We start from the raw sequence: 13,116 nt of genomic DNA, 5'->3' as shown, positions 1-13,116 counted from the left end.
GGTCCAGCCGGACCGGTCTTGATGAATTCCTGCCCTAAATGCGCCACGCAAGCCCGCGAAGACGCCCCGTTCCCCTGACACAAGGCTCAATCCCGATGACCTGCCGTCTGCCTCTCGTCCTGGCCGCCTTTGCCGTGCTCGCAGGACCGATGGCCGCCTCCTTGGCCGTTCCCGCGGCCGCCCAGGCTCCTGCGGCGACGACCCCCGCGCCGGCGGCGCCCGCCGCGACCACGCCGGCCGCTCCGGCGCCGGGCGCGGCCGCGCCCCCCGCGCCGGACCGCGTCCTGGCGCGCGTCGGCGGTGTCGAGATCCGGCAGGCCGACCTCGACGCGGCCGAGGAGGATATCGGCGGCCAGACCACCGCCCAGATGACTCCCGACCAGAAGCGCGACTATCTGCTCGGCTTCGTCATCGACCTGACAATCGCCGCCCGCGCGGCGGAAGCGCGCGGCATCCAGAACGGGCCCGATTTCGCCCGCAAGATGGTCTATTACCGCAACAAGCTGCTCGTGGAGTCGCTGCTGTCGGCGGAAACCGCGGCACGCGTCACCGAAGCCGAGATGCGCAAGCTCTATGACGAGCAGCGGGCCCGGATCCAGCCGGAAGAAGAGGTGAGGGCGCGCCACATCCTGGTGGAGACCGAGGAAGAAGCGCGTGCGATCATCGCGCAGCTGCGCGGCGGCGCCGACTTCGCGGCCCTGGCCAAGGAAAAGTCGAAGGACCCGGGCGGCGCCGAGGGCGGTGATCTCGGCTTCTTCACCAAGTCGCAGATGGTGCCGGAATTCGCCAATGCCGCCTTCGCCATGCAGCCGGGCCAGGTCTCGACCGATCCGGTCAAGAGCCAGTTCGGCTGGCACGTGATCAAGCTCGAGGAGCGCCGGCCGCGCGCGATTCCGAGCTTCGAGCAGGTGCGCGGCCAGATCGAGGACTTCCTGACCCGCCGGGTCCAGGCCGAACTCGTGCAGAAGCTGCGCGCGGAAGCCCAGGTCGAGCGGCTGGTGCCGCCGGCCGCTCCCGCGACGCCGGCGACCCCGGGCGCTCCCGCCACCCCCGGTGCGGCCCCTGCGACGCCGGCGCCGGCGACGCCGCGGCCCTGAGCGCCGTCCCGAACAAGCGACGTCATTCAGCCGGCCGCCGTTGCGGCCGGCTTTTTTGTCCTTGATTTCCAACCGTTTCTTAACAGGCGGCGGACTATCGCTGGGGACGGAGCCGAGCTGGACCAGCGGCCCCGCGCGAGGATCTGCCGGTGTCGGTGATGGGATCGGACGAGGCGCAGATGGGGCGCGACGCCAAGACGCTGCTGTCGCCGCGCGGCATCGTCGAGCGCTTCAAGGCTGTGCTGACCGATCGCAGCCACCATTCCATTGCCCAGCGCGCCGCCGGCGCAGCCTTCCTCATCCGCGTCATGAGCGCCGCGATCGCCTATGTCAGCCAGGTCGCCATGGCGCGCTGGATGGGCCAAGGCGAATTCGGCATCTACGTCTCGGTCTGGGTCTGCGTGCTGCTGCTCGGCCACCTCTCCAATGCCGGGCTTGCCTCGGCGGCGCAGCGCTTCATTCCAGACTATGCGAGCCGCGGCGACGAGGCGGGTCTGCGCGGTTTCCTCGCCGGCGCGCGCCTCGTCGGGCTTGCCCTCGCGACCCTGGTCGCCGGCCTCGGCCTTATCGTCATCTGGCGGTTCGGCCCCTTTCTCGGCCAGCCCATGGTGATGCCGCTCGCGCTCGCTGCGATCTGTCTGCCGCTCTATGTGCTGACCGATATCCAGGACGGCATCGCGCGGTCCTATGACTGGACCGATCTCGCCCTCGGTCCGCCCTATCTGATCCGGCCGCTGCTGCTGCTCGGCGGGCTGCTGGCCGGGCGGGCCTTCGGCTTCGCCGCCGATGCGGTCACCGCCATGGCCTGCGCGGTCATTGCGACCTGGGCGGCCGGGCTCGTCCAGTTCGTGCTGATCCGGCGCCGGCTCGCCCCGCGCGTGCCGGCCGGGCTGCGTCGCTACGAGCCGGGGCTCTGGCTCAGGACCTCGGCCGCGATGTTCCTGGTCGAGGCCTTCTATATGGGCCTGACCTATGCCGACGTGCTGCTGCTGAAGCAGCTCGGCACGGCCGAGGAGGTTGCCGTCTACTGGGCCGCGGTGAAGACGCTGGCGCTCGTCGCCTTCATCTATTTTTCGGTGGCCGCCGCCGCCGCGCACCGGTTCAGCGAATATCACGTGACCGGCGACCGGGAGCAGCTCGCGGCCTTCCTCGCCGCCTCGATCCGCTGGACCTTCTTCCCCTCGCTCGCGGCGACCATCCTGGTGCTGGCGCTCGGCAAGCCGTTCCTGATGCTGTTCGGACCGGATTTCGTCAAAGGCTATCCCGCCATGTTCGTCGTGTCGGCGGGGCTGCTCGCCCGCGCGGCGGTCGGCCCGGTCGAGCGGCTTCTGTCGATGTCTGGCGAACAGCGCGCCTGCGCCCTCATCTATGGTGCCGCCTTCGCGACATCCGTCCTGCTCTGCCTCGTCCTCATCCCGCGCTTCGGCATGATGGGAGCGGCGAGCGCGACGGCTACCGCCTTGATCCTGGAATCGATCCTGCTGTTCCTCGTCACCCGACGCCGGCTGGGCCTTGCCATGTCGCTGCGGTTCTGGCCGGCGCCGCGCCGGGAACGGCCGTGACGGCGGCCGCCGCGAGCCGGGCCGGCCGGCCGGGTCCTGCCGGAGCGAGCCTGGCGCCGCGGCCGGGGAGCCTGTCGGAGCCGCTCGCGGCGCGCTGGGTCGGGGCCGCGGCCTGGCCGGGCCTCATCGAGGCCTGGGAGCGCCTCGCCCGGGTCGCGACGCCGAATGTCTTTCTGAATCCCGCCTTCGCGCTCGCCGCGCGCGGCGTCGACCCCGGCGCCGGCCTCGGTGCCGTGGTCGTGGAAGCGGACGGAGGGCTCGTCGGCTTTGCTCCGGGCCGGCTGAAGCTCGGCGGCTCGACCTTCGTGTTCTGGACCCATCCTTATGCGCCGCTCGGCGCGCCGCTGATCCTCGCCGACGCCGAAGAGGCGGTGCTCGGCGCAATCGTCGACCACCTGAAGGCGCAGGGCGTCGTCGCCCTCGACTGGCCGCTGATGGATGAGGGGGCGCCGCTGGCCAGGGCCCTGGCGCGCCTTGCCGCCCGGCGCGGGCTGCGGGTCGACGTCATCGAGGCCCACCAGCGTGCGGCCCTGGTCACGGCCGAGCCGCCGCAGCCGTCCAAGGAGGCGCGCCGGCTCCGCCGCCGGCTCGGCGAACAGGGGCGGGTGGAAACCGTCTCGACCGCAGCAGGCTTCGATGCGCAGGCGGCAAAAGCCGCCTTTCTCGCCCTGGAGGCTTCGGGCTGGAAGGGCGCGCGAGGGACGGCACTCGCCATGTCGGAGCCGATGCGTGCCTTTTTCGACGGCGCCGTCGGTCGCCTCATGGCGCGCGGCGAGGCCCAGATCGACCTCATCATGCTCGACGGCCGGCCGGTGGCCGCCGGCATCGTGCTGCGTGCCGGCACGCGCGGCTGGTACTGGAAGACGGCCTATGACGAGACCCTGGCACGCTTCTCGCCGGGCGTCCTGGTGACCCATGCGATCACCGCGCGTCTTGCGGCGGACGCTTCGGTGCAATGTGTCGATTCCTGCGCGATCGCCGGCCACCCGATGATCGACAGGGTCTGGCCGGCGCGGCTTGCGATGACGAGCCGGCTCGTCGCGCTGGGGCCGGACGGTGCCGGGACGGCCTATCGCATGGTGCTCGCGGCGATCCGGATGCGCCGTGCCGCGCGTGACTGCGCCAAGGCCGCGCTCGCGCGGATCAGGCGCGCTCGCGCAAGAGCCGGCGGATGACCTTGCCGGTGGTCGTCATCGGCAGTTCGTCGATGAAGGCGATCTCGCGCGGATAGGAATGGGCGGACATGCGGGTGCGGACGAAATCGCGAATCTCGCCGGCGAGCTGATCCGACGGCGCGGCGCCGCGCTTCAGCACGACGAAGGCCTTGACGATCTCGGTGCGCAGGGGGTCGGGCTTGCCGACCACGGCCGCGAGTGCCACCGCCGGATGCTTGATCAGGCAGTCCTCGACCTCGCCCGGCCCGATCCGGTAGCCGGCGGAGGTGATGACGTCGTCGTCGCGGCCGAAGAAATGGATATAGCCGTCCTCGTCCCGGATGCCCTGGTCGCCGGTGAGCATCCAATCGCCGAGGAATTTCTCGGCGGTCGCCTCCGGCCGGTTCCAATAGGCGAGGAACATGACGGGATCGGGTCGCTTGACCGCGATCTGGCCCTGCTCGCCGACGGCGCAGGGCACGCCGTCGGGGCCGATGACGTCGACGACATGGCCGGGCACGGGCTTGCCGATGGCGCCCGGCCGCGACACGCCGATCGCGGCGCAGGACGACAGCACCAGGTTGCATTCGGTCTGGCCGTAGAACTCGTTGATGGTGAGCCCGAGCGTCGTCCGGCCCCAGTCATAGGTTTCCGCGCCCAGCGCCTCGCCGCCGGAGGCGAGCGTGCGCAGCGCGAGGCGATGGCGGGCCCTCGGATTTTCGACCGAACGCAGCATGCGCAGCGCGGTCGGCGGCACGAAGGTGTTGCGCACCTCCATTTCGGCCATCAGGGCGAAGGCTTCGTCGGCGTCGAACTTTTCGAGCTTGCGGGCGACCACCGGCACGCCGAAATGCAGCGAGGGCAGCAGCACGTTCAGGAGGCCGCCGGCCCAGGCCCAGTCGGCGGGCGTCCACATGCGGTCGCCGGGCTGCGGAAAGAATTCGTGCGGCATCTCGACGCCGGGCAGATGGCCGAGCAGCACCCGATGGCCGTGCAGGGCGCCCTTCGGCTGGCCGGTCGTGCCCGACGTATAGATCATCATCGCGGGATCGTCGGCGGAGGTGTCGACGGGCGTGAAGCTGGAGCCGGCGCGGGCGAGCGTCTCGTAGAAGCCCTGAACCCCGGCGCCCGCCGCGCCGTCGGTGGAGAGGACGAGCTTCAGCGCGCCGAGCGAGTCGCGGATCTGGTCGATCTTCGCCACGCCTTCGGCATTGGTGATCAGGGCGCTAGCGCCCGAATCCTTCAGGCGATAGGCGAGAGCGTCGATGCCGAACAGCGCGGCGAGCGGCACGGCGACGGCGCCGATCTTGTAGATGGCGATATGGCTGATGGCGGCGGCCGCGCCCTGCGCCAGCACCAGCGCCACGCGATCGCCGCGGCGGATGCCGGCAGCGGTCAGCGCGTTGGCGAGGCGGTTGGAGGCGTCCTCGAGCCGGCCATAGGTGACCTCGTCGATGCTGCCGTCCGGCTTCTTCCAGAGGATCGCCACGCGGTCCGGCTCGGCCTTCGCCCAGCGGGTGCAGACGTCGACGCCAATATTGTAGCGGTCCGGCACCTGCCAGCGGAACGCGCGCGTCAGGGCCTCATAGTCGCGGATATCGGGCAGCATGGCATGATCTCTTCAGGGGCGCCGATCTTCGCATGGCGCGGCCGCGGGCGTCACGACCGAAACCGCTGTGATCCGGAAACCGGCTGGGTGACCGTTCGATCGCCTCAAGCCGCCTGCCTGGCGCCCTCGCCGACGATGCGCACGACATCGGCCATGATGGCGTTGAGCTGGAAATCCTTCGGAGTGTAGACCGCGGCGACGCCGGCCTTGCGCAGCAGCGCTTCGTCCTCGGGCGGGATGATGCCGCCGACGACGACCGGCACGTCCTCGAGGCCTTCGGCGCGCATGCGCTCCATCACCTCGGTGACGAGCGGAATGTGGCTGCCGGACAGGATCGACAGGCCGACGACATGGACGCCTTCCTCAAGCGCAGCATTGACGATCTCCGCCGGGGTCAGGCGGATGCCCTCGTAGACCACCTCCATGCCGCAGTCGCGGGCCCGCACGGCGATCTGCTCGGCGCCGTTGGAATGACCGTCGAGCCCGGGCTTGCCAACGAGGAACTTGATGCGGCGGCCGAGAGCCCGCGAGACCTGCTCGACCTCGAGCCGGATCGGCGCCAGGTCGCCCGCATCGGCCCGCGCGGCGCGGCCGACGCCGGTCGGTGCGCGGTATTCGCCGAAGACCTCGCGCAGCACCGCGCCCCATTCGCCGGTCGTCACGCCGGCCTTGGCCGCGGCGATCGAGGCCGGCATGACGTTGCGGCCTTCCTGGGCGGCGGCGCGCAGTTCGGCAAGCGCTGCGGCCGCGGCCTTGGCATCGCGCGCGTCGCGCCAGGCCTTGATCTTGGCGACTTCCTCCGCCTCGACCGCCGGGTCGACCACCATGATGGCGCCTTCGCCCGTCGTCAGCGGCGAGGGCTCGGTTTCGGTGAAGCGGTTGACGCCGACGACCACCTGCCGGCCGGCTTCGATCGCCTCGAGGCGCTTCGAATTGCTCTCCACCAGCTTCGACTTCATGTAGGGCACCGCGGCAATGGCGCCGCCCATCTCGGCGATCAGCTTCAGTTCGGCCTGGGCCTCGGCCTTCAGGCTCTCGACCTTGGCGGTGACGGCTGGATTGCCGTCGAACAGGTCGCCGAATTCGAGCAGGTCGGTCTCGTAGGCGAGGATCTGCTGCAGGCGCAGCGACCATTGCTGGTCCCAGGCGCGCGGCAGGCCGAGGGCCTCGTTCCAGGCCGGCAGCTGCAGCGCGCGGCAGCGCGCCTTCTTGGAGATCGTCACCGCCAGGGCTTCGATCAGGATGCGGTAGACGTTGTTTTCCGGCTGCTGCTCGGTCAGGCCGAGCGAATTTACCTGCACGCCGTAGCGGAACAGCTTGTGCTTGGGATCGGTGACGCCGTAGCGTGTCTCGACCAGCTCTTCCCAGAGGTCGACGAAGGCGCGCATCTTGCACATCTCGGTGACGAAGCGCATGCCGGCATTGACGAAGAAGGAGATGTGGCCGACCACCTCGCCGAAGCCACCTTCCGGCACCTCGCCCGAGGCCTTCACCGTGTCGAGCACGGCGATCGCATTGGCCAGCGCGAAGGCAAGCTCCTGCACCGGTGTCGCGCCCGCCTCCTGCAGGTGGTAGGAGCAGACGTTCATCGGGTTCCACTTCGGCATTTCCACCGTGGTGAACAGGATGGTGTCCTTGGTCAGCCGCAGCGACGGCTCGGGCGGGAACACATAGGTGCCGCGGGAGAGATATTCCTTGAGGATGTCGTTCTGCGTGGTGCCGGCGAGCTTCGCGCGCGGGGCGCCCTGTTCGTCGGCGACGGCGACATAGAGCGCCAGCAGCCAGGCCGCGCAGGCATTGATGGTCATCGAGGTGTTCATCTCGGCCAGCGGAATGCCGTCGAACAGCGTGCGCATGTCGCCGATATGGGCGATCGGCACGCCGACCTTGCCGACCTCGCCGCGCGCCAGGGCATGGTCGGGATCGTAGCCGGTCTGCGTCGGCAGGTCGAAGGCGACCGACAGGCCTGTCTGCCCCTTGGCGAGATTGGCCCGGTAGAGCGCATTGGATTTCGCCGCCGTCGAATGGCCCGCATAGGTGCGGATGAGCCAGGGACGGTCGCGGGTTTCCTTGGGTTCCAAGATCTGCTCCTCGGCGGGTTCTGCCGCTTGTTATGCCGGCTGCGCCGGCTCAGCGCCTTGGCCTCATTGTCTGTCCGATGCCTGCATATTGCAATGCAGCGTAAATCGGCCGCGCCACCCCCCATCCGGCAGAGGGTGGCGCGGTGGGGGGCCTCAGGCCCGCTTGACCAGGCTGATCACGAACAGGAGGATCACGGCGCCGATCACGGCATTGATGATGCTGCCGACGATGCCGCCGCCGATATGGATGCCGATGCGCGGCAGCAGCCAGCCGGCAATGGCGGCGCCGATAATGCCGACGATGATGTTACCGATGAGGCCGAAACCGGCCCCCTTCATCAGGACGCCGGCGAGCCAGCCTCCGATCGCGCCGATGATGATCCAGATGAGCAATGCTTCGATAGGCATGCCGAAGTCCTCCACGTGAAGCCCGTTGGGGGCAGGGGCGCCGTCACTATGGCATGTGTGAGGATAGGCACTTCGCCGGCCGCGACAACTGGTAAGACAGACTGGCGGCAATCGGCGCGCCCGCCTGGATTTGCCCGCATTCCGGGCGCTTTCTGTTCGGCAATATATCGAAAGTCTGAGAGGGCTTTTCGTTGCGATCATGTCATAGGCAGCGAAGTTCGTGCTTGCACAATCATGTTGCAGTGCACATAGTTCTGCCCCCGCCAGCCCCTGCGAGGGGAATGGTTTTCCGGACCAGAGGTGACCCATGGCCGCCGAAGCTCACGCTGCCCCCACAGCTCCGCTGAAGGATCTCTACGAGTTCGGTGAGGTACCGCCGCTCGGCCATGTACCGGCCACCATGTATGCCTGGGCCATTCGCAAGGACCGGCATGGCCCGCCCGAACAGTCCTTCAAGGTCGAGGTGGTGCCGACCTGGACGCTGGGCGAGGAAGAGGTGCTCATCTATGTGATGGCCGGCGGCGTCAACTACAACGGCGTCTGGGCCGGCCTCGGCCAGCCCGTCTCGCCGTTCGACGGCCACAAGCATCCCTTCCACATCGCCGGCTCGGATGCGTCCGGCGTGGTCTGGGCCGTCGGCTCCAAGGTCAAGCGCTGGAAGGTCGGCGACGAGGTCATCGTCCATTGCAACCAGGACGACGGCGACGACGAGGAGTGCAATGGCGGCGATCCGATGTTCTCCTCGTCCCAGCGCATCTGGGGCTACGAGACGCCGGACGGCTCCTTTGCCCAGTTCTGCCGCGTGCAGTCGCGCCAGCTCATGCAGAAGCCGAAGCACCTGCCCTGGGAAGAGGCAGCCTGCTACACGCTGACGCTCGCCACCGCCTACCGCATGCTGTTCGGCCATCCGCCGCACACGCTGAAGCCCGGCGACAATGTGCTCGTCTGGGGCGCTTCGGGCGGGCTCGGCGTGTTCGCGGTGCAGCTCGCCGCCGCCGCCGGCGCCAATCCGATCGGCGTCATCTCGGACGAGTCGAAGCGCGACTACGTCATGCAGCTCGGCGCCAAGGGCGTGATCAACCGCAAGGATTTCGCCTGCTGGGGCCAGATGCCGACGGTCAATTCCGAGGAATACGCCGCCTGGCTCAAGGAAGCCCGCAAGTTCGGCAAGGCGATCTGGGACATTACCGGCAAGAAGGACGTCGACATCGTCTTCGAGCATCCGGGCGAGGCGACCTTCCCGGTCTCCTGCCTCGTCGCCAAGCGCGGCGGCATGGTGGTGTTCTGCGCCGGCACCTCGGGCTTCAACATCACCTTCGACGCCCGCTACGTCTGGATGCGCCAGAAGCGCATCCAGGGCAGCCATTTCGCCCATCTGAAACAGGCCGCCGCCGCCAACCAGTTCGTGCTCGACCGGCGGGTCGATCCGTGCATGAGCGAACTGTTCCCCTGGGACAAGATCCCGGCGGCCCATGCACTGATGCTCAACAACAAGCACGCGCCCGGCAACATGGCCGTGCTGGTCAATTCACCGCGGCCCGGCCTGCGCACGCTCGACGACGTGATCGAGGCGAACAGCCGCTGACGCGGCAAAGAGGCGCCCGGGCAAGCCGCACGGGCGCCTTCCAGGCCCTCATGCGCCCGGCTGGGCGCCCTCGTAGCCCTCGATCACGATGGCGTCCATGATGGCGCCGCCCTTCTGCTCGGCCCGCGCCGCCTGGTATTCGGGCGAGTTCCAGCAGGCGAGCGCCTGCTCGTAGCTCGGAAACTCGATCACCACATTGCGCGAGCGGCTGGTGCCGGCCACCGTTTCGAACGTGCCGCCGCGCACCAGGAAGCGGCCGCCGAACTTGGCGAAGGCGATGCCGTTCTTGGCGACGTAGTTCTTGTAGGACTCGGTGTCGTTGACGTCGACGCGCGCGACCCAGTACCCCTTGGCCATGATCTCTCCTCCGTGAATGGGACGGGCAGTGCTAGCGCGGATCGCCGCCCGCCGCTATGGCGGCAAGCGCTGGCCTGCGGTTCCCGGCATGCCGGCCCGGCGTCGTCGCGGGGCCGCGCGCTCATTCCAGCGTGATGCCGAGGCTCTGGATGATCGGCCACCAGACGCCGCGGTCCGCCTTCATCAGCGCGTTGAACTCGGCCGGGCCGCCGGTCAGCGGGTCGAGCCCGATCTCCACCATGCGCTGGCGCACCTGGTCCTGCTTCAGCGCGGCGGCCATAACCTCGGCGAGCCGCGCGACGACCGGGTCCGGCGTCCTGGCGGGCACCACCACGCCTTGCCAGGCATAGGCCTCGAAACCGGTGAGGCCGAGCGCTTCGATGATCGTCGGCACGTTCGGCAGCGCGGCGAGGCGTGTCGCGGAGGCGACCGCGATCGGCCGCAGCGTGCCGTCGGAGAGGACGCTGCGGCCGGCGGCGAAGTCGACGAAGCCGACCTCCATGACCCCCGCCAGCATGTCGTTGATGACCGGCGCCATGCCGCGATAGGGCACATGGGTGAGTGTCGCGCCGGTCTCCTTCAGGAGCCGCTCCATGGCGAGATGATGCGGCGAGCCGAGCCCGGGCGAACCATAGTTGAGCGTGCCGGGCGATGCCTTGGCCCGCGCGACCAGATCGCGTGCGCTGGTGAGCGCCGAATCCTTCTTCACCGTCAGGAGCAGGTGGAAGCGCGCGGTGAGGCCGACAGGCCGGAAATCCTTGTCGGGGTCGAAAGGCAGCTTCTTGTAGAGTGCGGGATTGTAGACGAGCGTCTCGATGCCGGCGGTGAACACGGTATGGCCGTCGGGCTCGGACCGGGCGGTTTCGCCGGCCGCGAGGTTGGTGGCCGCGCCCGGGCGGTTCTCGATCACCATTTGCTGGCCGAGCGTCGGCGACATGGCGGCGCCGAGCAGGCGCGCCAGCACGTCGGTGCCGCCACCGGCCGGATAGCCGACGATCCAGCGCACCGGGCGTGTCGGATACTGCTGCGCCCGGGCGGCCGCGGCCGGCAGGAGGCCTGCGGCGGCAAGGCCCGCCATGGCGGCGCGGCGGCTGAGCATGGCATCGGTCATTCCGGTTTCCCCCATTGACCGCCCGTTCGCCGGGCGGCGAGATCCTGTTTTTCCAGCATGCCGTACCGGCAGGGCCTTGACCATCGGGACGAGCCCTTGTCGTCGATCCGATCTTCCTGTATAGGCCCGCCCTTCAGATCGCCCGGCTGATCAAGGGCTGCCGTGGCGATCTCGAAAAGCTCGACCGAGCGTTCCCTGCAGGACCGTTCCATCGCCTCGACGGCGGCGGGACTCAAGTCCTGCGACAGACTTTAAGAGAGCCAAATGCCCAAGATGAAGACCAAATCGGGCGCCAAGAAGCGCTTTTCGCTGACCGCGACCGGCAAGGTGAAATACACCCAGTCCGGCAAGCGTCACGGCATGATCAAGCGGACGACCAAGCAGATCCGCGAGCATCGCGGCACTGCCATCCTGTTCGAATCCGACGGCTACAACGTCAAGAAGTACTTCCTGCCGAACGGCTGATCAGCAGCTCTTCAGGAAATTTCTTTAGGATTTGAAGGAGATCAGTCATGGCCCGCGTCAAACGGGGCGTTACCGCCCACGCCAAGCACAAGAAGACCCTGAAGGCCGCCGCCGGCTTCCGCGGTCGTCGCAAGAACACCATCCGCGCCGCGAAGGCTGCCGTCGACAAGTCGATGCAGTACGCCACGCGCGACCGTCGCGTGAAGAAGCGCAATTTCCGCGCCCTCTGGATCCAGCGCATCAACGCCGCGGTCCGCGAGCACGGCCTCACCTATTCGCGTTTCATCGCCGGCCTGATCGGCGCCGGCATCGCCGTCGACCGCAAGGTCCTGGCGGATCTCGCCGTCACTGCGCCGGAAGGCTTTACGGCCCTGGTCGAAAAGGCCAAGGGTTCGCTGCCGGCAGCTTCCTGACCTCTTCACAAAGAGGTCTTACACGTCAGGCCCGCGCGACCCTTGACGGGGTGGCGCGGGTTTTTTCATGAACGGCAGGCCGGGCGGGGCATTCCGTTTCGATCGTAAGCCACACGCGGGCCGCCGGCGATGAGCCGGCCCCGATCGTGCTTCGGTGCGGAGACTTCATGCAGGGACTGACAGCCGAACTGATCAAGGGTCTCTGGTACGTCGCGGCTCCCGGCCGCGACCTCAAGCCCGGCAAGCTGCTGAACAAGACCCTGGTCGGCCAGCCGGTGCTGATGGGCCGGGCCGCCAATGGCGAGGTCTTCGCCATCCGCGACCATTGCCCGCATCGCGGCATCCCGCTGCGCTACGGCCAGTTCGACGGCCAGAGCATCCAGTGCTGCTATCACGGCTGGCGCTTCGACACGTCGGGCACCTGCGTCGAGATCCCGTCGCTGCGCGAGGGCCAGCAGATGGATCTGACCAAGATCAAATGCGGTTCCTACCCCTGCGTCGAACGCCAGGGCCTGATCTGGATCTTCTTTGCCAAGGACGGCGAGACGCCGGCCGAGGCCGGCCAGCCCGAACCGCCGCTGATGCCGGACTTCGCCGCCGCCGCCCGGCCCGGCTTCCACATCATGCTGCCGTTCCACTGCTCGGTGGACCATGCCGCCTTCGGCCTGATGGACCCGACGCACGCAGCCTATGTGCACACCTCCTGGTGGTTCAAGAAGGGCGCGAAGAAGCTGCGGCCGAAGGAGAAGAAGTTCGCCCCGTCGGAGCTCGGCTGGTCGATGGTCCGCCACGAGCTGCCGCCGCAAAACATCGCCTACAAGCTGCTCGGCACCCCCGTCACCACCGAGATCAGCTACATGCTGCCGGGCCTCAGGATCGAGAACATCCGCGGCGCCAAATACCAGGCGACCGGGCTCACCGCCCTGACGCCGGTCAACGAGGGGGAGACGGAAGTGCACCAGTTCTTCTGGGTCTCGGCCGCGTGGATGTCGGGCCTGAGGCCGCTGTTCGAACATCTCATGCGGGTCTTCCTCGACCAGGACCGGCGCGTGGTGATCCAGCAGCGCGAGGGCCTGGTGCACCATCCGAACCTGATGCTGATCAACGATGCCGACACCCAGGCGCGCTGGTGGATGCGGGTCAAGGACGCGTTCCTGAAGGCCCAGGCCGACGGCAAGCCGTTCGAAAACCCGCTGAGGCCCATGACCTTGCGCTGGCGCAGCTGACGGGGCGCAATCGCGCTTGACCAGACCGGCGGGCTTCGGCGAAACGAA

13 protein-coding genes are annotated in these 13,116 nt (G+C 68.5%); 7 read left to right on the top strand and 6 right to left on the bottom strand.

Translation table 11 applies throughout. The features are described from left to right. Positions 1–95: 95 nt before the first annotated feature. The 3 genes from OZ671_RS18525 (at position 96) to OZ671_RS18515 (ending at position 3,834) form a co-directional block, all read left to right on the top strand. Positions 96–1,097, top strand: a complete 1,002-nt coding sequence (locus OZ671_RS18525) for a peptidylprolyl isomerase (protein WP_268862116.1) — start codon at positions 96–98, stop codon at positions 1,095–1,097. A gap of 158 nt (positions 1,098–1,255) precedes the next feature. After that, positions 1,256–2,659: a lipopolysaccharide biosynthesis protein gene (locus OZ671_RS18520; RefSeq protein WP_268862147.1), complete on the top strand. Its 1,404-nt coding sequence runs from the start codon at positions 1,256–1,258 to the stop codon at positions 2,657–2,659. Then, positions 2,656–3,834 carry a GNAT family N-acetyltransferase gene (locus tag OZ671_RS18515; RefSeq protein ID WP_268862115.1) on the top strand — a complete coding sequence of 393 codons (1,179 nt, stop codon included), beginning with the start codon at positions 2,656–2,658 and terminating at the stop codon, positions 3,832–3,834. Before OZ671_RS18520 ends, OZ671_RS18515 begins: the two co-directional genes overlap by 4 nt. On the opposite strand, the gene OZ671_RS18510 is transcribed toward OZ671_RS18515, so the two are convergent. From OZ671_RS18510 to OZ671_RS18500, 3 genes are all read right to left on the bottom strand, one after another. Further along, entirely contained in the window at positions 3,803–5,422 is a 1,620-nt protein-coding gene (locus OZ671_RS18510; protein WP_268862114.1) for an AMP-binding protein, read from the bottom strand. The two genes, OZ671_RS18515 and OZ671_RS18510, sit on opposite strands and share 32 nt — an antisense overlap. A gap of 104 nt (positions 5,423–5,526) precedes the next feature. Beyond that, entirely contained in the window at positions 5,527–7,503 is a 1,977-nt protein-coding gene (locus OZ671_RS18505; RefSeq protein ID WP_268862113.1) for a protein meaA, read from the bottom strand. Positions 7,504–7,656: 153 nt separating this feature from the next. Then, positions 7,657–7,911 (bottom strand): GlsB/YeaQ/YmgE family stress response membrane protein, encoded by a 255-nt coding sequence (locus tag OZ671_RS18500; RefSeq protein WP_268862112.1) that lies wholly within the window; start codon positions 7,909–7,911, stop codon positions 7,657–7,659. A gap of 307 nt (positions 7,912–8,218) precedes the next feature. Here OZ671_RS18500 and ccrA point away from each other — a divergent pair, with 307 nt between their 5' ends. Beyond that, positions 8,219–9,496, top strand: a complete 1,278-nt coding sequence (gene ccrA, locus OZ671_RS18495; protein WP_268862111.1) for a crotonyl-CoA carboxylase/reductase — start codon at positions 8,219–8,221, stop codon at positions 9,494–9,496. 48 nt (positions 9,497–9,544) lie between these two features. Here the strand turns inward: ccrA and OZ671_RS18490 are convergent, their stop codons facing one another. The 3 genes from OZ671_RS18490 to OZ671_RS18480 form a co-directional block, all read right to left on the bottom strand. After that, complete coding sequence (locus OZ671_RS18490) at positions 9,545–9,853, bottom strand: DUF1330 domain-containing protein (protein ID WP_268862110.1); 309 nt, start codon at positions 9,851–9,853, stop codon at positions 9,545–9,547. 121 nt (positions 9,854–9,974) lie between these two features. After that, positions 9,975–10,964, bottom strand: a complete 990-nt coding sequence (locus OZ671_RS18485; protein ID WP_268862109.1) for a Bug family tripartite tricarboxylate transporter substrate binding protein — start codon at positions 10,962–10,964, stop codon at positions 9,975–9,977. Further along, a complete protein-coding gene (locus tag OZ671_RS18480) occupies positions 10,961–11,200 on the bottom strand; it encodes a hypothetical protein (RefSeq protein ID WP_268862108.1) in 240 nt (79 codons plus the stop codon). The genes OZ671_RS18485 and OZ671_RS18480 overlap by 4 nt, the downstream gene beginning before the upstream one ends. Before the next feature lie 28 nt (positions 11,201–11,228). Here OZ671_RS18480 and rpmI point away from each other — a divergent pair, with 28 nt between their 5' ends. The 3 genes from rpmI (at position 11,229) to OZ671_RS18465 (ending at position 13,068) form a co-directional block, all read left to right on the top strand. Next, the gene (rpmI, locus tag OZ671_RS18475; RefSeq protein ID WP_038302662.1) at positions 11,229–11,429 is read left to right on the top strand and encodes a 50S ribosomal protein L35; all 201 of its coding nucleotides are present in this window, start codon (positions 11,229–11,231) and stop codon (positions 11,427–11,429) included. 47 nt (positions 11,430–11,476) lie between these two features. After that, positions 11,477–11,842: a 50S ribosomal protein L20 gene (rplT, locus tag OZ671_RS18470; RefSeq protein ID WP_038302660.1), complete on the top strand. Its 366-nt coding sequence runs from the start codon at positions 11,477–11,479 to the stop codon at positions 11,840–11,842. 167 nt (positions 11,843–12,009) lie between these two features. After that, positions 12,010–13,068, top strand: a complete 1,059-nt coding sequence (locus OZ671_RS18465) for an aromatic ring-hydroxylating oxygenase subunit alpha (protein WP_268862107.1) — start codon at positions 12,010–12,012, stop codon at positions 13,066–13,068. The last annotated feature ends 48 nt before the right edge of the window (positions 13,069–13,116 follow it).

Source organism: Phreatobacter sp. AB_2022a (assembly GCF_026847585.1).
Lineage (GTDB): Bacteria > Pseudomonadota > Alphaproteobacteria > Rhizobiales > Phreatobacteraceae > Phreatobacter.
The sequence above is the reverse complement of the archived record's forward strand: the minus strand, read 5'-3'. Positions and strand labels throughout refer to the sequence as shown.

Excerpts from the sequence above, each read along its gene's own strand:
- OZ671_RS18525 (WP_268862116.1), top strand. The coding sequence starts at position 96 with ATGACCTGCCGTCTGCCTCTCGTCCTGGCCGCCTTTGCCGTGCTCGCA.
- OZ671_RS18520 (WP_268862147.1), top strand. The coding sequence starts at position 1,256 with ATGGGATCGGACGAGGCGCAGATGGGGCGCGACGCCAAGACGCTGCTG.
- OZ671_RS18510 (WP_268862114.1), bottom strand. The coding sequence starts at position 5,422 with ATGCTGCCCGATATCCGCGACTATGAGGCCCTGACGCGCGCGTTCCGC.
- OZ671_RS18500 (WP_268862112.1), bottom strand. The coding sequence starts at position 7,911 with ATGCCTATCGAAGCATTGCTCATCTGGATCATCATCGGCGCGATCGGA.
- ccrA (WP_268862111.1), top strand. The coding sequence starts at position 8,219 with ATGGCCGCCGAAGCTCACGCTGCCCCCACAGCTCCGCTGAAGGATCTC.
- OZ671_RS18490 (WP_268862110.1), bottom strand. The coding sequence starts at position 9,853 with ATGGCCAAGGGGTACTGGGTCGCGCGCGTCGACGTCAACGACACCGAG.
- OZ671_RS18485 (WP_268862109.1), bottom strand. The coding sequence starts at position 10,964 with ATGACCGATGCCATGCTCAGCCGCCGCGCCGCCATGGCGGGCCTTGCC.
- rpmI (WP_038302662.1), top strand. The coding sequence starts at position 11,229 with ATGCCCAAGATGAAGACCAAATCGGGCGCCAAGAAGCGCTTTTCGCTG.
- rplT (WP_038302660.1), top strand. The coding sequence starts at position 11,477 with ATGGCCCGCGTCAAACGGGGCGTTACCGCCCACGCCAAGCACAAGAAG.
- OZ671_RS18465 (WP_268862107.1), top strand. The coding sequence starts at position 12,010 with ATGCAGGGACTGACAGCCGAACTGATCAAGGGTCTCTGGTACGTCGCG.